The sequence below is a fragment of the Panacibacter ginsenosidivorans genome (genome assembly GCF_007971225.1).
Classification (GTDB): Bacteria; Bacteroidota; Bacteroidia; order Chitinophagales; family Chitinophagaceae; genus Panacibacter; species Panacibacter ginsenosidivorans.
Genome location: NZ_CP042435.1, coordinates 1,785,665 through 1,803,332, shown reverse-complemented (window position 1 = coordinate 1,803,332; position 17,668 = coordinate 1,785,665). Strand labels below are relative to the sequence as shown.

At 36.8% G+C, this 17,668-nt stretch carries 18 protein-coding genes; 4 read left to right on the top strand and 14 right to left on the bottom strand.

Annotated features, from left to right (window positions below):
* Positions 1-23: 23 nt before the first annotated feature.
* The 6 genes from FRZ67_RS07495 to FRZ67_RS07470 all read right to left on the bottom strand — a co-directional run bounded on the left by FRZ67_RS07495 (position 24) and on the right by FRZ67_RS07470 (position 6,397).
* Positions 24-926, bottom strand: a complete 903-nt coding sequence (locus FRZ67_RS07495) for an aminotransferase class IV (RefSeq protein ID WP_147188950.1) — start codon at positions 924-926, stop codon at positions 24-26.
* A 2-nt stretch (positions 927-928) separates the two neighbouring features.
* The gene (locus FRZ67_RS07490) at positions 929-1,651 is read right to left on the bottom strand and encodes a sulfotransferase-like domain-containing protein (RefSeq protein WP_147188949.1); all 723 of its coding nucleotides are present in this window, start codon (positions 1,649-1,651) and stop codon (positions 929-931) included.
* 2 nt (positions 1,652-1,653) lie between these two features.
* On the bottom strand, positions 1,654-2,571 hold the full coding sequence (locus FRZ67_RS07485) for a sugar phosphate isomerase/epimerase family protein (RefSeq protein WP_147188948.1): 918 nt from the start codon (positions 2,569-2,571) through the stop codon (positions 1,654-1,656).
* Between the two features lie 281 nt (positions 2,572-2,852).
* Positions 2,853-3,614, bottom strand: coding sequence for a deoxyribose-phosphate aldolase (gene deoC / locus FRZ67_RS07480; protein ID WP_147188947.1), 762 nt, complete (start codon positions 3,612-3,614; stop codon positions 2,853-2,855).
* Positions 3,615-3,640: 26 nt separating this feature from the next.
* Positions 3,641-4,906, bottom strand: a complete 1,266-nt coding sequence (locus FRZ67_RS07475) for a tetratricopeptide repeat protein (protein ID WP_147188946.1) — start codon at positions 4,904-4,906, stop codon at positions 3,641-3,643.
* 165 nt (positions 4,907-5,071) lie between these two features.
* A complete protein-coding gene (locus tag FRZ67_RS07470) occupies positions 5,072-6,397 on the bottom strand; it encodes an ATP-binding protein (RefSeq protein ID WP_147188945.1) in 1,326 nt (441 codons plus the stop codon).
* A gap of 45 nt (positions 6,398-6,442) precedes the next feature.
* Between FRZ67_RS07470 and FRZ67_RS07465 the strand changes: the two genes are divergently transcribed.
* Positions 6,443-6,691: a hypothetical protein gene (locus FRZ67_RS07465; RefSeq protein ID WP_147188944.1), complete on the top strand. Its 249-nt coding sequence runs from the start codon at positions 6,443-6,445 to the stop codon at positions 6,689-6,691.
* Between the two features lie 205 nt (positions 6,692-6,896).
* Here FRZ67_RS07465 and FRZ67_RS07460 read toward each other — a convergent pair whose 3' ends face one another.
* The 3 genes from FRZ67_RS07460 to FRZ67_RS07450 all read right to left on the bottom strand — a co-directional run bounded on the left by FRZ67_RS07460 (position 6,897) and on the right by FRZ67_RS07450 (position 9,411).
* Entirely contained in the window at positions 6,897-7,085 is a 189-nt protein-coding gene (locus FRZ67_RS07460) for a hypothetical protein (protein ID WP_147188943.1), read from the bottom strand.
* 143 nt (positions 7,086-7,228) lie between these two features.
* The gene (locus FRZ67_RS07455; protein ID WP_147188942.1) at positions 7,229-7,618 is read right to left on the bottom strand and encodes a GtrA family protein; all 390 of its coding nucleotides are present in this window, start codon (positions 7,616-7,618) and stop codon (positions 7,229-7,231) included.
* Positions 7,619-7,749: 131 nt separating this feature from the next.
* Entirely contained in the window at positions 7,750-9,411 is a 1,662-nt protein-coding gene (locus FRZ67_RS07450; RefSeq protein ID WP_147188941.1) for an ArnT family glycosyltransferase, read from the bottom strand.
* A gap of 277 nt (positions 9,412-9,688) precedes the next feature.
* Here FRZ67_RS07450 and FRZ67_RS07445 point away from each other — a divergent pair, with 277 nt between their 5' ends.
* Entirely contained in the window at positions 9,689-10,213 is a 525-nt protein-coding gene (locus tag FRZ67_RS07445) for a hypothetical protein (RefSeq protein ID WP_147188940.1), read from the top strand.
* Positions 10,214-10,410: 197 nt separating this feature from the next.
* On the opposite strand, the gene FRZ67_RS07440 is transcribed toward FRZ67_RS07445, so the two are convergent.
* From FRZ67_RS07440 to uvrA, 5 genes are all read right to left on the bottom strand, one after another.
* Entirely contained in the window at positions 10,411-10,740 is a 330-nt protein-coding gene (locus FRZ67_RS07440) for a hypothetical protein (RefSeq protein ID WP_147188939.1), read from the bottom strand.
* A 10-nt stretch (positions 10,741-10,750) separates the two neighbouring features.
* Complete coding sequence (locus FRZ67_RS07435; protein WP_147188938.1) at positions 10,751-11,173, bottom strand: VOC family protein; 423 nt, start codon at positions 11,171-11,173, stop codon at positions 10,751-10,753.
* Between the two features lie 97 nt (positions 11,174-11,270).
* Positions 11,271-11,756: a PH domain-containing protein gene (locus tag FRZ67_RS07430; protein ID WP_147188937.1), complete on the bottom strand. Its 486-nt coding sequence runs from the start codon at positions 11,754-11,756 to the stop codon at positions 11,271-11,273.
* Positions 11,757-12,506: 750 nt separating this feature from the next.
* Positions 12,507-13,034, bottom strand: a complete 528-nt coding sequence (locus FRZ67_RS07425) for a DUF922 domain-containing protein (RefSeq protein WP_147188936.1) — start codon at positions 13,032-13,034, stop codon at positions 12,507-12,509.
* Positions 13,035-13,193: 159 nt separating this feature from the next.
* On the bottom strand, positions 13,194-16,025 hold the full coding sequence (uvrA, locus tag FRZ67_RS07420) for an excinuclease ABC subunit UvrA (RefSeq protein ID WP_317131456.1): 2,832 nt from the start codon (positions 16,023-16,025) through the stop codon (positions 13,194-13,196).
* A 225-nt stretch (positions 16,026-16,250) separates the two neighbouring features.
* On the opposite strand from uvrA, the gene FRZ67_RS07415 reads away from it, so the two are divergent.
* Positions 16,251-16,832 (top strand): RNA polymerase sigma factor, encoded by a 582-nt coding sequence (locus tag FRZ67_RS07415; RefSeq protein WP_147188935.1) that lies wholly within the window; start codon positions 16,251-16,253, stop codon positions 16,830-16,832.
* Positions 16,833-17,068: 236 nt separating this feature from the next.
* Positions 17,069-17,641, top strand: coding sequence for a helix-turn-helix domain-containing protein (locus FRZ67_RS07410; protein ID WP_147188934.1), 573 nt, complete (start codon positions 17,069-17,071; stop codon positions 17,639-17,641).
* The last annotated feature ends 27 nt before the right edge of the window (positions 17,642-17,668 follow it).

Below are 17,668 nucleotides of genomic sequence, written 5' to 3'. Positions count from 1 at the left end.
AACATTGTAATAAGTTAACTGAATTACTCTATTGGCTCTCCTTCAGTTGCTGTTATTTTTTTAAAAGCAGTATACAAACTATTTCTTATTGCTGAATTTGATTTGTTTTCAATTGTTCTTCCATCAATTTCATATACAGGTGTAAGTTCGCCCATTGTGCCTGTAATAAATACTTCATCTGCATTATAAAATTCACTTACAGAAATATTTCTTTCTATACATGGTATATTTAATTCGTGTGCAAGTTGAATAGTTGTTTCTCGTGTAATGCCTGTGAGACAAGCATCTGCATGAGGCGTAAGCAGTCTGCCATTTTTTACCATAAAGATATTGCAGTCATTTGTTTCGGAAACAAAACCAAGATTATCAAGCATAAGGCCTGCATCTGCACCACAATAATTGGCTTCTATTTTTGCAAGAATATTATTGATCAAATTGTTGTGATGAATCTTTGAATCAAGGTGCATAGGAGAATTGCGGCGGACATGCGAAGTAATAAGCCTGATACCTTTGGCATTATCAAAAACGGGTGGTTTAAATTCTGCCAATACGATCAAACAGGACCCTTTTTGATTAAGTCTTGGATCCATACCGGAGGTTACTTTCTCACCTCTTGTTAATGTCAAACGAATATGTGTATTTGTGTACATATCGTTTGCTTTCAATGTTTGCTTAATGGCGTCTTTAATAAATGCTTTTGTGGGAATATCAGCAAAAGCCAATGTTTTAGCTGATGCATGTAACCGATCCAGATGTTTATCGAGATGAAATATTTTTCCGTCATATACGCGCAAACCTTCCCAAACCGCATCTCCGCCCTGCACTGAACTATCAAATACAGAAACCTTGGCTTCACTGCGGTGATACAATTTATCTTTTACAAAGACTTGTATGTTCTCATTCTTTGGATTGTATGGTTGTTGCATGATTATGCTTTTATAGAATGTTGAAATAATTGATCGTAATATTTTTTGCTTTCGTTGTAAAGTGATTCTAAATATCCAGGTAGTGTGCGACTGCTTGTTGCCTGTTTTTCGAAGCCCGTTGACTTGTGTACATTATCATACCAGTATTTTGCCCAAACGCCGTCTTCTGATTTTGGGCCTGTCGGCCAATGCAACATTTCGTTGTAAAACGGAATATCAATAGCCTGACATAACTCAGCCAATACTTTTTTCGGTGCTTTTAGAATTTCATTAGAGTCAAGCACAACACAATTCTGGTTGTTTGTAGTGAGTTGTTCAAACAAATGCCATTGTTTTTCTATACCAATATCCTGCATATTCACATCCGGTCTTACCTGCGCATACGAGCTTATAATCTGTTTTGGATCACGAATAAAAAGTATATTTTTCATCCGAGATAGAAATTTTTCATCTAACTCCACAAGATGATGTGTCATCTGTTTAAAGAAAGCAACAGACTTATCAAAAGAACCAAGCATTAACTCATTCACTACTTTGTTGCCATCATTTTCCTGTGACTGTAATATTTCTTTCTGCCCTGGATGTACGACACCTGTTGCACGCAGGTAATGCGCATACAAAGGTTCATCAAACACAATAGTGTCGGGCCTTTGTGCAAAGGAATACATCATCGCAGTAGAAATATTTCTCGGACTACTCCATAAACAAATGCGTGTTGTATCCATTGCTAAGCTATAAATTGTGTAAGATAATTTCTTGCAGTTAAAATTGCTTTTTCAATACTTGCTGCTGAACCCTCAAAGGCTTTGTCTTCCACTTCAATACACACAGGTCCTTTATATCTTATATCAGTTAATGCAGTAAAAAAATTATTCCATTTTACATCGCCAAGACCCGGCAGTTTTGGTGAATGATATTCCAAAGGATGCGCCATGATACCAACTTTATCTAATTTGTTTTTATACAGCTTTGCATCTTTTAAATGTATATGATGCATGCGGTCTTTAAAATCATATATTGGTTGTATTGGATCCATCTGTTGCCAGATCATGTGCGATGGATCATAATTCAATCCAAAATTTTTAGATGGAAGGGCTTCAAACATTCTTGCCCAGATTGCCGGACTGATAGCAAGATTCTTACCACCCGGCCATTCATCTTTTGTAAAATACATCGGGCAATTTTCAATGCCTATGTTAATGCCGTTATCTTCTGCAAATTTTATTATCGCAGGCCAGCGTTTCAGAAATACTTTAAAATTATCATCAATGCTTTTTGTGTGATCTCTCCCAATAAAAGTATTTACCACAGGAATATTTAATAGTGTTGCAGCCTTTATGATCTTTTTTATATGATCAAGAAAAACCTTTGCCTGTGCTGTATCTGCCACTAAAGGATTTGGATAATATCCCAATCCAGAAATATAAATATTCTTCTGTTGCAAATAATCTTTTATATATGCTACATCATTTTTTGTAAGTGCATTTACATCAATATGTGTTACACCTGCATAACGCCTTTCTGCTTTTCCTTTGGGCCAGCACATCATCTCCACGCATTTAAAATCGTTGATTGCAGCAAAGTCAACCACTTCTTCAAAACTATTATCAGCAAGTATGGCGCTTACGAATCCAAGATCAAACATGATGTAATTTTTTGTGGTCGTAAATGTATTTCAAAATGAGGAATGATTTGGTTGCGGGCTGTATATTTTCATAGCATCAGTTGTTGTGTCACTCACTTGTACGTTTAGAAATTTATTGAACATAGGTTTACGCGTTCACGAAGTTTACAAGTTTACGCGTTGTTCAAAATCCAAAGAACTCGTGAACATACAAACCTGTAAACTGTTGAAAATTTTTCTCCAGCACAAGTGTGCGACGCAACTAATGCATCATATATGTTTTTCTGCCCGGCTCCAAAAAATTAATAACCATCTTTTGTATTTGTATCTGTAAAAGAGGGAGAAGCATTCGCTACACCAAATCTTTTCTTTGCATCTTCAAGAATTGTTGCAGTTGCCGTAGCACCAATACGCGTAACGCCCAGTGCTTTTACTTTTAGCAGATCATCTAATGTACGCACACCGCCAGCGGCTTTTATCTGCACTTCCGGTGTAGAATGTTTGCGCATTAAAATAAGATCATGTTCTGTGGCGCCTTCATAAGAATATTTTCCATCAGTACCTTTTACAAAACCGTAACCTGTAGATGTTTTCACAAACTCCACCTGCAGTTTGCTGCATATTTCGCAGAGCTTTATTTTATATTCATCTTTTGGTAAGTAATCATTTTCAAAAATTACTTTTAATGCAGCTTTATATTTTTTTGTAACAGCAACAATTGCAGCAATTTCTTTTTCAACATAATCCCAATCTTCACCCAACACTTTACCGATGTTTACCACCATATCAATTTCATGTGCACCATCTTTACATGCCTGTTCCGTTTCAAAAACTTTTACATCAATGGTACTGTTGCCCTGCGGAAAACCAATGACAGCGCAGACCATAACATCACTGCCTTTCAGCCATTCCAATGCTTCTTTGATTGCATAAGGTTTTATACAAACTGTTGCTACGTTGTATGCTTTGGCAAGTGCACAACCTTGTTTAAGATCTTCATCTGTCATCGTTGGATGCAGCAATGAATGATCGATCATTTTGGCAAGCTCTGTTACAGGATCCATTTTTATTAGAATTTATAATATGAAATTTATCTTCTTCGTAACGCGGTTATAGAACCGCTCCACATATAACCAACAAAAAAGATGAAATAAATAATGCCGGCAAACATTGCTGACTGGTCATTAATGAACAGCATAATGCACGTGATAATACAAAGCAATATCATAATATGTGCGGTAACCTGCCTGCCCTCTCCTTTGAACCATTTGATGGGAAAATCAATAAAGCTAAGTGGTATAGAAAGTGAGCCGATAAATAATCCCATATACAGGAATTTTTTATCGAGCCATATACCACATGCTATTGATAGTATGCCTGCAACTAACACAATGCCTACAGCTTTTGCACTACTTTTTTCACTATCTGTTAATGCAAGCCTTCCATGTTTTGATGTAAGTAAAAATAAATTTGCCAGCGAATTACCTAACCACGATAACATTACAAATGCAAGGTAGATAAATACAATGCCCACTGTAACATATTTCCACCACACAGGAGCATCCTTGCCTGCCCATGTTAATGCACGTACTACTCCCCATAATCCAAAGATCATTACAATGCGCATGGTGCGATTCTGATGGTTCATCCACAAACTATATTGCAAGATCCATCTATAAAAAGGAAGCTTAGATTTTAGCGATGCTTTGTAACCTTCTTTTGCAGCATTGTTGTTCGGATTAATACGCAATGCTTCACTAAAATGTTCATATGCCTGTTTGTGTTTGCCTTTCTCTAAATAATGCCAGCCATAATTGGTATGCGTATAATCATCTTCGGGATTTACCTGCAATGACTCGTTGATCGTTTCATAAGCTTCTTCTTTTTTATTCAACCGAAACAATGCAGCACTGCGTGCATTTAAGCAACCAATATCTTCCGCATTTATTTGCAAACCCTGGTTGGCCGCATACAAAGCATCTGCATATCTTCTTTCAGTCGCATGAATATTTGATAGTAAGGAGAAGTAACCTGCATTGTATGGAAATATTGCGATGGCCTGTTCAAGATATTTTTGCGCAGCATCAATTTCATGCTTACGATAATAACAAAATGCAATCAGGTAAAGTACATAATCATCATCGGGTTGGTGCCCAATACATTGCTGAAATATTTTTAATGCTTCATCATATTGCTTGTTATCGAGCCTGCAGTGACCAATGATCTGTAATGCATCTGCATCATTAGGGTCCTGCTGTAATACTATGCCAGCCTGCGTTTCGGCATCTTTATACCTGCGCTGACTTAATAACAATCTTGCCCTTTCAATATGTTGATGGCGGTTTAATTCACTCATGATTGATGGCAGTTCCCCGAAATGTTTATTTTATTTTTGTTCCCAACTATATTACATCTATTAAGCTTCTGTTGCGTCGCACTCTTGTACAGTTCATTCTCTATGCAACATTTGGATCCATACAATTCGCGTTATTCGCGCAGTTAGTTCTCTCTAATTCGTGTCTTACTTCTTCAAATTTAAATACTGCAAAATATCATCATACAAACCAGTTTCATTTGCATACAACGCATAGTTGCGTGCAGTGCTGAACCATTCTGCTGTTGTCGGCTTATGTACTTTAATTGCTTTGGTAATGTCTTTTTGTGTTACAGCCTGCAATGAACCTTTTGCTAAAGATTCTTCCAGTTTGCTTTCAACAGCAATATCAATTAAAGCTTTAAGATCAGCACCGGAGTAACCCGGTGTAAGTTTGGCGATATCTTTTGTATCTATTTTTTCTGTCGGTTTATCTTTAATCAACGAGTCAAGAATTTCTTTCCTGCTTTCTTCATCAGGTGGTGCCACAAATATTACACGATCAAATCTGCCCGGTCTTCTAAAAGCACTGTCAACACTCCATGGTGCATTGGTGGCTGCTAATATCAATACACCTTCGTTGCTATCTTTTACACCATCCAACTCGGCAAGAAATTGATTAATGATCTGTCGCATAGCGCTTGTGCGCATATCGCTTCTGCTTGCACCTAATGCATCTACTTCATCAATAAATAAAACACAGGGAGTATTTTTTCTTGCTGCCTGGAAAACTTCATGCAAATTCTTTTCACTATTTCCCATCCACATATCAAGAATATCATGCAGGCCAAGTGTTATAAACTTAGCATCAATTTCACCGGCAGTTGCTTTGGCGAGAAATGTTTTACCACAACCCGGCGGACCATACATCAAAATACCACCGCCTATTTTTTTCCCAAAGGCTTTATAGAGATCAGGATTTTTTAAAGGCTGAATGATCTTTAATGAGATCTCACTTTTTATTTTTTGCATGCCACCAACATCAGCAAATTTTACAGAAGGCTTCTCCATAAAATATTTACCTGATGTTGCTAGTTCTTCTAATAACTCTTCTGCATCCATCCCGGTCTCAATACCAGTCATTCTTAAAACGGAATCAATTTCTGCGTCACGGAAATTTGGTTGTTCTGTTAATGCCTGCGCATAAATTTCTTTAGCTTGTGTTATTGAATTTTCTTTCAACAGGCAACGAACCAGTTTTATTTTGTTCTCGAAGTTTAAGGCGTGCTGCTGTTGTAGTTGCTCAAATAAAATAATAGCCGCAGAATATTTATTTTGTTTGAAATAAATATCTGCCAATCCGCCTAGCGCTTTTGTATTGCTGTGTTCTCTCTTTAATATTTCAGAAAACTGCTCAGATGCTTCGGATAGAAGATTTTGCTGCAACATCATTTCTGCCAGGTGTAAACGCAAAGGAATATTATCGGGAGAAATGTTTACGGCCTGTTTTAACTGCTCTATAATTTTGTTCATATGTTATACTTCCGGTTAAGTTGGCAAAGTACAAAAGAATAAGAAATGAAATATAAAAACAGCAAAGCTTTAAGAAATGCTTCGGATAAAATTTATACCACGCTTGTCTTGGTGCCATTAGTAATGCAGGCGAAGTGCTTGCGACGCAACGAAGATGCTATAGAAAACTATTGCCGGTATCCAAAAAATTTCCCGAATGCAAAAGAACCGGCAATTGTACCGGTTCTTTTAAAAAATTCTCCTAAAACCGTTAATAACGGCTATGGATTAAGGTTGAAACTTTCGATAATTTGAGTAAAAGGTTTTGCGCTGGTTTCCACTACAAGATTACGTGGAAAAATCACAGGACAAACCCGTGTTTTTCACGAAAAAAAATGTGAGAAACACTAATTATTGTTTTAACCAATATTATTTTATCAGAACATAAGATTTTCCAAATCCATGTAATGCCGCACCTGCTAATTAAACAAGTGTAAAACCTGTAAATTATTTTTTGAGTTTAGCTCAACCCGTTGCGCATTAACGCTATAATATGAGCTTCCAGGAGTTCCGGTGCGAGATCATCGCTGGTAATATTTGTAAACCGTATGTATTGCTTTTTAGATATTTTTTCAGCTTTCGGTATATAATCCGGAGCCACGGTTAGTAAGTGTTTTTTTTCGGTGTATTTGTCGGTTAACGTATTCATAAATGGTGTTTTACTGATCATACTCTTAAGATACGATATTAATACAATTCCGGTTGATATGCAAGGTGATTTTTCACTTTGGGCAAGTGATTTTTCACATTCCATTAAGCCTCAACAGAGAAATTTACATAAATACGGAAATCTTAGTGAAAATTGTACAGCCAATTGGAGAAAAAGTTCCAGATAAATACACAACCTATGGCCATTGCTTTGGCATAATAAAACCGCACTTTAAGTTTTTCATGAAAAAAATAAAGCAGGCTATTATTTAGCAGTAACCCTATTAGGCTAAATAGTAAAAATTTTCCAAATTCCGGTAGCCAGTTTTGATTGCTGTGAAAGGTCCAGTAGCGGTTAATCAGATAATTATTGATAACAGCCAGTGTAAATCCACAAGAGTTAGCAACATATTGGTTCCATTTTAATTTTTCACGCACAAGCCAGGTAGTGCTAAAATCTACCACCATACCAATAAGACCGGTAATACCAAACCTTATCAGTTTATAAAAATTCTCCAGGTTAAATTCATTCATGCAATTTTTTTTGGCCAGCTGTATTGCTGCTATATAGTTTTTCTTGTCTGGCTTCTTCCAGTACAAGACGGTTTCACTTGTACGCTTTGTCCATTATACAGCTAGCACAACCATAATTACTTATTTCAAATTTACTCAGGCATTACTTGTAACAATACTGTTTTTCTCGTTACTGCTGTTCTTGTCGCAGGATTCAGGAACTCGCCTGTAAGCATACTTATCCGGTAATATTCAAAATTATGCAGCACTTTTATTTTGAGGCCAGCCTGCTGCAGACTGTCAACGCTTTCTTTTGCAGCATAAATAACACAAGGCTGGTGCGCAGCAGCAAAGTTTTTTACATCATCATTATTATAAAGCCAGGCTGGTTCACCTGCCGCATAAAATTCAAATGAATGCATGAATTCCTTATACATGGCGGCAGGCGTTTTATAATTGTGCTCATTCAGCCATCTTGCTGCCACCATCCCGCTTTCGTATTGCATTATGTACGGGTAAAAAATAAAATTCAGAAATGGGTAGAGGATCAAAGCAAAAGCAAAACTTCTGAAACAAATATTTATGAAAGAAACCTTCCGGAATAAGATAAGCGAGGCGGTTAAAATAAATGCGGTTAAAAAAATAATTAGTGCCTGCAATGGCAACTGTACATAGATGCAAAGAAATACAACTGCTGCGGCCACAATAACCAGGATCACAGTCTGTAAAATAAATATTGCTTTCTGCGCCTTTGCAGAACTACCTTCAAACAATCTTACAAGATAATCTGCCGCCATTATAGAAAACTGTGGAAACAGTATAATAATATAATGCGGCAATTGAAATTTAGAAAACGAGAATAATATAAATGTTAAACCGGCGCTGGCAAAGATGATCCACTGTGCTTTATTGGTAAGCCTGTTATTCCTGCGGAATAATCTTACAACCGCAATATAAAACACAACCGACCAAGGAAGAAAAGCCCATAATGTGGTGTGCAGGAAAAAACTTATATCACCGCTGCCTTGTATTGGCCCGGTGTTAAAGAACCTTCCAAACTGGCTATCCCAGAAAAAGAATTTTATACCCGAAATACCCGTTGTTCCAAACACAACTTTTTCCGGGTGCAGATCAAACTGCATATACAGGCAATACAATTCGGGAAGTATAAATACAAGTATCAATAATACTAAAACATACCAGCGATAATTAATAAACTCTTTCCATTCCTTGTTTACTATCCAGTACATAACAAAACCACCACCAATAGTAAGTAACGCAAAAATGCCTTTTGTCATTACGGCACAGGCGGCAAGCAATGCAGCAAGCAGTATATAAGAAAATTTCTTTTCCCTGTATACTTTATACATATAATATATGCTGCCGATTGTAAGTGTGGTAAGGTAAGGCTCTGCCCTTACATCAAAATTGGCAAGTACAGAATGTAATGCTATTACATAAACCAGTACAGAAACCTGCGCCACTGTTATATTATATAATTCTTTTGCAAGCAGATAAGTAAATCGTATACCAAACAACCAGAATAAAAATGCCGGGAACTTGTATGCAAAAGAATTTATGCCAAAAATTTTATAACTAAACGCAGTTATCCAGAAAGGAAAATGTGGTTTATCAAGCCAGTCGTGGTTATCACCTATAAGATTTATCCAGTCATTGCTCAAAGCCATATGCTTGGCAATGGTAGCATACAATGTGCCATCGGGTTCAAGCACATCATTGAATAATCCTGTTGCATTAAGTGCAACACCCACCAGTACCAATAAAGGAAAAAAACGTTGAATAGATGCACGCATTTTGTGCTATTTCTTTATACAAATATTATATCTGTTTTAAAATCCTCTGCAAATTAAGTGTAACAACTCGTAGTAGTACCAACCTAACAATCGTATGTTCATAAAGTAATTAACAATCACCATTTTATTATGTGGACAATGCGCTTTTGGCTTCAAAAATTTTATGGTTAATTTCATTACTGCTAAAGATTGTGGCGGCATTGTTATCTTATTATTACCATTTCATTAATTCGGTCAAGTACCATTTCGGGATGTTAGTTTTACTAAAATACGCACCATGAATTTACTACTCCAGAATCATGAAACGTTTCCTATCAAGGGAAGAAGACAATTAAATGTTGAACTGCTCAGTGGCACGGAAACAATTTTCTCCATGCATTACGATGTGCCCCTGCATACAGCAAGATTAGAAAGCAATGGCACAAGAAGAGTATTCATGGTTTACACAGAAGGCAAGCGCATGCCTAAACATGTTTTCAAAAATGAATATGGTTTCGATGTTGGTCTTATAGATCCGCAGGCTACCTATAATAATTATGGCTGCGTACAATTGTATGGCAATTCATTTTATTACAATTTAGATTTTGTAGCCACAAAATTTTTGTCTATATACAGAATCCCTGATGCGCCTGCGCAGCTTACTATAAAGCTTGACAGTTATACAACGGGCATTAATAACCTGCCTGATGATTATTTTAATTTCCTGCTTGCGGGTGTATGCTGGTATTTACAATTGCCGGTAAAAGCAGAAGTTATCAATACAAATATTTTAAACACAACGGCAACAGCAATAAGAGTGTAAATACATAAAGACATTTTATAAAAAACGGTTTGATATTTCAGACCGTTTTTTATTGTTGTTATTTTTTGTTTACCGGCTTAAGGTTTCATGGCATCTTCGTTGTGTCACTCACTTGTGCGTTCGGAAAATGGATGAACTTTTTTTAGTAAACAATTAAAGATTAAAAGTAAATTCAAAAAAGACTTCCTTTCTTATTTCTACTTGTCAAAAATATTTTTATCCCATCCCCTGAAGTCATAGTATTTTGATTTTGGCTCTCCTGTAAAACCGTGTATGCCTTTTTTCTTTGGTAGGTAATACGCATGAATGTACAGGAAAGGAATTATGAAAGCAGACAGCACAAGCATAGCAACAGTTCTTCCAAAGTAAACGGAGAGTGCAATTACAATAACCAGCGTAAGAATGTATTTACCTATCCTGCGCCATTTGGGTGTTTGTTCTTCAAACTGGCCAAAGAGAATATTGCCCGCTGCATATATAATGCTAACGATGGCTATCTCAAACCATAATGTATCTGTGTGCCACATGCTGTTGATTTTATAATTTCAGATTATCGTTTTCATCAAGCTCCCAAAAAGGATTATGTGCAACTTCAATTACATAACCATCAAGGTCTTTAAAGTAACCACTATAACCGCCCCAGAATACTTTTTGTGCAGGTTTAATAATTGTTGCACCAAGTGTTTCAACTTTTGCCAAAACCTCATCTACCTCTTTTTCTGATTTGGTGTTATAGGCAAGCGTTAAGCCTGAAAATGTTGTTGGCTGGTATTCTACTGTTACATCTGCGGCAAGTTCTTTCCTGGGGTATAATGCAAGTGTTATTCCGCCTAAAGGAAATAATGCAAGATCGTCGATGCTTTTTTCAGATTTTTTCCAGCCAAACCCTTTTTCATAAAAGTGCAATGACTTTTCAAAATCATCAACGCCAAGCGTTATTAAATTTAGTTTCTGTCTCATAGTATTGCAGTTATTGGTGAAGTGATGTTTTTATTGAAGGTACATTTTGTTGTAGTAATTATTTTCGGTTGGTGGGGAAGACAAAGCAATAGAAACACTATTCACTAAATTCTTTTACGAATTTCTCTGGTTCATCTGGTGTGAGGATAATTTTTTTGTTGGCTGTGGTTGTGACTAAAACAGGTTTATCACGGCGGGTTGCATACCACGTCATACGGCCTAAAGAAAAATTTGCAAAGTTTCCATAATATCCAAATAGCCCGCCGTTGCCAAATGTGCGCAATGAACCTGCAATTTTATTCTTATCAATTAATTCTACGCTTTTAATGTCGGCTCTTTTTATATGAACATTCGAAAGTGGTCTGCGAACGATAATTTCTTCAGTAGTAACAATATAATTAACAGGCGTGAATGCAAATGCCAAAAAATAAATAAGCAGGCAGGCTGTTGTTGTGTAAATTGGAATGGCACTTCCTTCATCCTTGATGATTGCGAATTGCCCGATTATAATAAAGGCAAATAAAACAGTTACAGCAATTGTTATAATTATAGCAGTCTTATCTAAAGAAGTTTTATAAGTCATCGTTTAAAATTTTAGGGTGCTGCAAAATGCTTGTAGCTAACGCAAAGATTAATATTATTAAACGCAATGCCAAACGTAGAAATGGTTCGTGTGACACGAACCATGGCGGACGAGAATGTTTAGTCGGAATGTTTTGGTTTTAATTTAGAGCCCATGTACAACAACTGCTTCTTTTCTAAAATGGCAATTGTATCTCTATAATTTGATTTAGCAAATAGCAATGCACTATTCCATGTTGCCTTTGAATGTTCTATCAAGGGTTTTGCTTGTATTGAATCATCCTTGTTGTATCTGTATTTAAAAAAAATAGTATCCCCGAAGATTGAGTAAATGCCTGTGGCAGTATCAGACTTTAAATGGCTATGAAATAAAGTGCTAAAACTACTGTCGGAATTTAACGTAATGGAATAATTCCAATACGTTAAACCGCCTGAATATTATTTATAAAAAGATTTACTTGAACTACAACTAATAATAATTGAGCAAAGGGAAATTAAAAGGGTTGTTTTCATTGTTCTGTTTCTTATTTATATACTCACAAAGATTTAAGATATTCTACGCAACGCCAAATTTTCCTCCCCTCACTTCATCACAATCTCTTTCAGCAGATCCCTTTCTTTCTTTACATCTTCCAGTTCTTTTTGCAGTTTGGTTATTTATTTTTGTAATTTTTTTTTCTATCGGTTTTCTCCGCACAGACCGAAATTATTGAGTTATATTATTTCGATTGGAGGGTGGCACAGTGCCAGATTATTTGAATTCATTCAGATCATTAAGTTCCGTTGCGATCATTTCACTCCATTCAAGTTGTTTGGCTTTATTTATAGAGTGATCTGTTTCTTTATCGTAGCGTGCATCAAATGCTTTCTTCTCTTCCCATACTTTATTGAAAATTGCTTCGAGGTCTTTATTAACGCTTACAGGGTTAAACGAATAAGCTTTGAATGCTTTCTTTAGTTTTCTTGTAAACAATTCGTTTATATCAAAATGGCCTTGTTCATGTTTAAGTAATATAGTATCATCTCTGAATTTTAACCAAGATTTTGACCTTGTAAATAATGATGCGATCTTAAAAGAGAGTGAATCGTCTTTGTAAATAAAGCTGTATGATATACTGCAATCGCTTAACGCGCCAAATTCGGAAGCTTCGTCTGGTTTGGCCCTGAAATCCTGCCATGTTAATTTGTAAGAAGGCCGCCAGTTAATGGTATCCTGGCAAAAAATTTTATGTGGCAGGATTGAAAAAATGATTGAGATAATTATAAAAGCTTTTTTCATTTCGGTTGAATGTTGTACAATTTCAAAATTAAAAGTTGTTTGATCTTTTTTGATAATAGCATTGTTACAGTACAAGAGTGCGACGCAACAGAAGCATCATAGAGGTTCTGCAGACGGGTTCATAAAAATGTTTTTTACTTTATAAATACTCTTTAACTGTTACAGGAATTTTGCCGTATAGCTTTCTTTTACTTTCTTAAGATCGGCGGGCTTGCCGGCAAACACAAGATTGCCACCTGCATCTCCGGCTTCAGGACCAAGATCAATTACCCAATCTGCATTCTTTATAACATCTGTGTTGTGTTCTATAACGATGATGGAATGACCCTGCTCTATCAGCGCATTGAAGGAAGTAAGGAGCTTATTGATGTCGTGAAAGTGCAGTCCTGTTGTTGGCTCATCGAAAATGAACAGCACATTGCCGCTTGCTTTGCCTTTGCCAAGAAAAGATGCCAGCTTTACACGCTGTGCCTCGCCGCCGCTAAGCGTATCGCTGCTCTGGCCAAGCTTTACATAACCAAGACCAACATCCTGCAATGGCTGTAATGCTTTTGTCAATGTTTTTTCTTCTTTGAAGAATTCTATGGATTCATCAACGCTTAGTTCCAGCACATCAAAAATGCTTTTGTTTTTGTACTGGACTTCTAAAACTTCTTCTTTGAATTTTTTTCCACCACATACTTCGCAGGTGAGGTGCACATCTGCAAGAAACTGCATTTCAACCACCTGTTCACCTTCTCCTTTACAAGTATCGCATCGGCCACCATCTACATTGAAAGAAAAATGTTTGGGCTGAAAACCACGAATTCTGGAAAGCGGTTGATTGGCATAGAGGTCGCGTATCTGGTCGTATGCTTTTATATAAGTAACAGGATTGCTGCGGGATGATTTACCAATGGGATTTTGATCAACGAGTTCTACCTGCGTAATGTAATCAACATCGCCGGTAAGTGCTTTGTGAAAACCAACTTTGTCTGCAAACTCACCTTTTATTTTTTTAAGTGCCGGGTATAAAATTTGTTTTACCAATGTTGTTTTACCACTGCCGCTAACGCCGCTAACCACGCAAAGCATATTTAATGGAAATTCAACTGTGATATCTTTTAAATTGTTATGCCTTGCATTTTCAACACGCAGGTAACGTAAATATTTCCTGCTCACTTTTGGAATGCTTACCTGCAGCTCACCTTTGAGATATTTACCGGTAAGACTTTCGGGATTACTGATGATCTCATTATAATTGCCTGCTGCAATTACTTCGCCACCCAGATGAGAGGCGAGTGGCCCCATATCTATAATATGGTCTGCTTCACGCATCATCATTTCATCATGTTCCACTACTACAACCGTGTTGCCAGCATCACGTAATTGTTTTAATACATTGATGAGCCTTTCTGTATCTCTTGAATGCAACCCAATAGAAGGCTCATCTAATATATATAAGGAGTTAGTGAGGTTACTTCCAAGACTGCGCGTTAGTTGTATGCGTTGACTTTCACCACCGCTTAAGGAATTGGCCAAACGGTTTAAGGTGAGATAACCAAGACCAACATCGATCAATGTTTGCAAACGCTGATGTAGTTCTATCAATATTCTTTTAGCAATCTGTTTGTCATGATCGTTTAACTGTAATTTATTGAACCATTGCTTTAGGTCTTTGGTTTGCATCTGGCACAATTCACCAATATGTTTGCCGCCTACTTTTACATAGAGCGCTTCTTTGCGTAAACGAAAGCCATGGCAATCCGGGCAATTGGTACGACCCCGATAGCGGCTGAGCAAAACCCTGTATTGTACCTTATAAAGATTTTGCTCCACTTCTTTAAAAAAAGCATGAATACCATAAACATTTCCTTTGCCGTTCCATAAAAGCTCGTATTGTGCAGGGGTAAGATCGGCAATAGGTTTATGAATGGGGAAGTCAATGGATTTGGCGCCCTTTACAAATTGCTCTCTCCACCATCCAAGCTTTTCACCCTTCCATGGAGCAACTCCGGAATCGTACACACTCAGTCTTCTGTCTGGTATTACCAGGTCTTCATCTATACCCAGCACCTGGCTAAAGCCCTCGCAGGTGGGGCAGGCACCAAAAGGATTATTAAAAGAAAATAAATTAGGTACAGGCTCTTCGAATTGTATTCCATCGAGTTCAAACTTATTACTGAAGTGTAGTAACTCAACACCATTTACCTGTACATACATCTCACCTTCGCCTTCATAAAATGCTGTACCAATAGAATCAGAAATGCGGTGCAGGTCGTCTTCATCAAAGTTCCTGGTTACTATACGGTCAATTAAAATATAGGGTTGTAATTTTTTTGTATTTACTTTTTCATTAAGTGCTTTGTCATTTAGTTCCAGTAGTTCTTCAATTTTAACAGCCTGGTCATTGATGAATAGGCGTGAGAAACCTTTTTGTATAAGAATATTCAGGTCTTCCCTTATTTCTCTTTTGGCGTGCTGTTTAAAAGCAACAAGTATAATTACTTTTGAACCAACCAATAATAATTTGATAGCCTTAAGTACATCGGCAACATCATCTTTCTTAACTTCCCTGCCACTAACCGGAGAAATAGTTCTGCCAGCACGTGCATAAAGCAGGCGCAGATAATCATATATTTCTGTCATACTTCCAACCGTGCTTCGTGGTGTCCTTGTAATAACTTTTTGCTCAATAGCAATAGCCGGGCATAGACCTTTTATATAATCAACATCAGGCTTTACCATACGGCTCATAAACTGCCTTGCATAAGCACTAAGGCTTTCAGCGTATCTTCGCTGGCCTTCTGCAAATAAAGTATCTATAGTAAGTGATGATTTACCACTACCCGAAACACCAGTAACAACTATAAATTTATTTCTGGGGAATGAGACAGAAATATCCTTAAGGTTATGTACCCTTGCACCTTTAATAAAAATATCGTTTGCCGATTTGCTATGTTTATGCATTTTCACTTTCGCCGGTTTCTTTGCTATAATTCTATCAGACATAAATTTTATTTGAATTTAATATATCAAAGCACTATTTAATTATAGTAATTCACAAATTTTTTACAAATTGCATACAATTAAAATCAATATTCTATATATCTTCACAAAACCACACAATCTCATCCGCCTATTGTCAAATTTATACTCATCGCCACTTACTGTCCAAGAAAAACCGAAACAAACGTACTTTAAGCGGCATGCTTGAAATCCAAAAGCATATTTATTATGAGAAAGTTTAACGAATTCACCGACACCGAACTGGTACTATCTTTTCAAGATGGCAATTCCTATGCCCTTGAAGCCCTTATCAACCGCTATAAGGACAAATTGTTCAGTTCAATTCAGTTTATTGTGAAAGACAAATTTCTGGCAGAGGATCTCTTCCAGGAAACTTTTTTACGCATCATTGATACATTGCGCAGCAAACGTTACAATGAAGAAGGTAAGTTTCTTCCTTGGGCCATGCGTATTGCGCACAACCTTTGTGTAGATTATTTCCGCAAGGTTAAACGTACGCCAACTATTGTTACCGGCGATAACAAAGATGTATTCGATGTTATTGTAGTAGTAAACGAAAATGCGGAGCAAAAGATCATTAAGAAACAAGGTTATGATCGCATGCATCAAATGCTTTCTGCATTACCAGAAGAACAACGCGAAGTAATTGTACTGCGCCATTTTGGTGATATGAGTTTTAAAGATATAGCAGCAGTTACCAACTGCAGCATTAATACTGCACTCGGCAGAATGCGTTATGGATTAATAAACCTGCGCAAGATGATGCTCGAAAAACAAGTAAGCTTATAATAATAGGTATCTTATTGTCATTCTGTAGTGCGAATATGCACCACCGCTTGTCATAGCATATAAGTATTTCAGAATGACAGCCTATGTCTAACGTAAGGCCTCCCTTTAGGGAGGCCTTCATTTTTGATTAACGATTTAATAACCTGCCTGCCTGGGAATGGGAATTATTTTCGTTTCAAATAGTACGATGGATTTTATTTATCTTGTTCCTCTAATGAATATCCAAAAAATTTCTCATGAGTAACGACCTTATTCTTCAAATAAGTAACCGTATAAAAGAAAAAAGAAAAGGCAAGAAAATAACCTTGCAGCAACTGGCCGAAGAGGTGGGAGTAACAAAAGGCCTTATATCTCAAATAGAAAACAACCGCACTGTTCCTTCTTTGACTGTATTACTTAGTATCATTAAATCATTGCATGTAGACCTGAATGATTTTTTTGATAAGCTTGATACCACAGAACCCAATGAGCCGCTTATTATAAAAGCCTCGGCACAACAGTCTATCGAAAAGGAATATACTAAGGGCTCATTTTATTATCGTATAACATCTTTCAAACTACATGGCAAACTGGTAGATGTTGTTTTATACCGTCAGGAAAAAGATGCACGTAAAGGGTATGTGTCTACACAGGCTCATGAATTTGACTATATGATCAAGGGTAAAATGCAATACACAATCGACGGTAAAAAATATATACTTGAAACAGGTGATTCTTTTTATTATAATGCCCGCAAACAGCACCACACAAAATGTTTGAGCAATGAGCCTTATGAAATGTTGGTTATATATTTTTTTGATGAAGAATAATTTATGTGCCCGTCTGCTGAATAGCGG

Excerpts from the sequence above, each read along its gene's own strand:
- FRZ67_RS07425 (WP_147188936.1), bottom strand. The coding sequence starts at position 13,034 with ATGAAAAAAGCTTTTATAATTATCTCAATCATTTTTTCAATCCTGCCA.
- FRZ67_RS07460 (WP_147188943.1), bottom strand. The coding sequence starts at position 7,085 with ATGAATACGTTAACCGACAAATACACCGAAAAAAAACACTTACTAACC.
- FRZ67_RS07465 (WP_147188944.1), top strand. The coding sequence starts at position 6,443 with ATGAAATATAAAAACAGCAAAGCTTTAAGAAATGCTTCGGATAAAATT.
- FRZ67_RS07445 (WP_147188940.1), top strand. The coding sequence starts at position 9,689 with ATGAATTTACTACTCCAGAATCATGAAACGTTTCCTATCAAGGGAAGA.
- FRZ67_RS07475 (WP_147188946.1), bottom strand. The coding sequence starts at position 4,906 with ATGAGTGAATTAAACCGCCATCAACATATTGAAAGGGCAAGATTGTTA.
- FRZ67_RS07410 (WP_147188934.1), top strand. The coding sequence starts at position 17,069 with ATGAGTAACGACCTTATTCTTCAAATAAGTAACCGTATAAAAGAAAAA.
- FRZ67_RS07440 (WP_147188939.1), bottom strand. The coding sequence starts at position 10,740 with ATGTGGCACACAGATACATTATGGTTTGAGATAGCCATCGTTAGCATT.
- uvrA (WP_317131456.1), bottom strand. The coding sequence starts at position 16,025 with ATGTCTGATAGAATTATAGCAAAGAAACCGGCGAAAGTGAAAATGCAT.
- FRZ67_RS07430 (WP_147188937.1), bottom strand. The coding sequence starts at position 11,756 with ATGACTTATAAAACTTCTTTAGATAAGACTGCTATAATTATAACAATT.
- deoC (WP_147188947.1), bottom strand. The coding sequence starts at position 3,614 with ATGGATCCTGTAACAGAGCTTGCCAAAATGATCGATCATTCATTGCTG.
- FRZ67_RS07415 (WP_147188935.1), top strand. The coding sequence starts at position 16,251 with ATGAGAAAGTTTAACGAATTCACCGACACCGAACTGGTACTATCTTTT.
- FRZ67_RS07490 (WP_147188949.1), bottom strand. The coding sequence starts at position 1,651 with ATGGATACAACACGCATTTGTTTATGGAGTAGTCCGAGAAATATTTCT.
- FRZ67_RS07485 (WP_147188948.1), bottom strand. The coding sequence starts at position 2,571 with ATGTTTGATCTTGGATTCGTAAGCGCCATACTTGCTGATAATAGTTTT.
- FRZ67_RS07435 (WP_147188938.1), bottom strand. The coding sequence starts at position 11,173 with ATGAGACAGAAACTAAATTTAATAACGCTTGGCGTTGATGATTTTGAA.
- FRZ67_RS07455 (WP_147188942.1), bottom strand. The coding sequence starts at position 7,618 with ATGAATGAATTTAACCTGGAGAATTTTTATAAACTGATAAGGTTTGGT.
- FRZ67_RS07470 (WP_147188945.1), bottom strand. The coding sequence starts at position 6,397 with ATGAACAAAATTATAGAGCAGTTAAAACAGGCCGTAAACATTTCTCCC.
- FRZ67_RS07495 (WP_147188950.1), bottom strand. The coding sequence starts at position 926 with ATGCAACAACCATACAATCCAAAGAATGAGAACATACAAGTCTTTGTA.
- FRZ67_RS07450 (WP_147188941.1), bottom strand. The coding sequence starts at position 9,411 with ATGCGTGCATCTATTCAACGTTTTTTTCCTTTATTGGTACTGGTGGGT.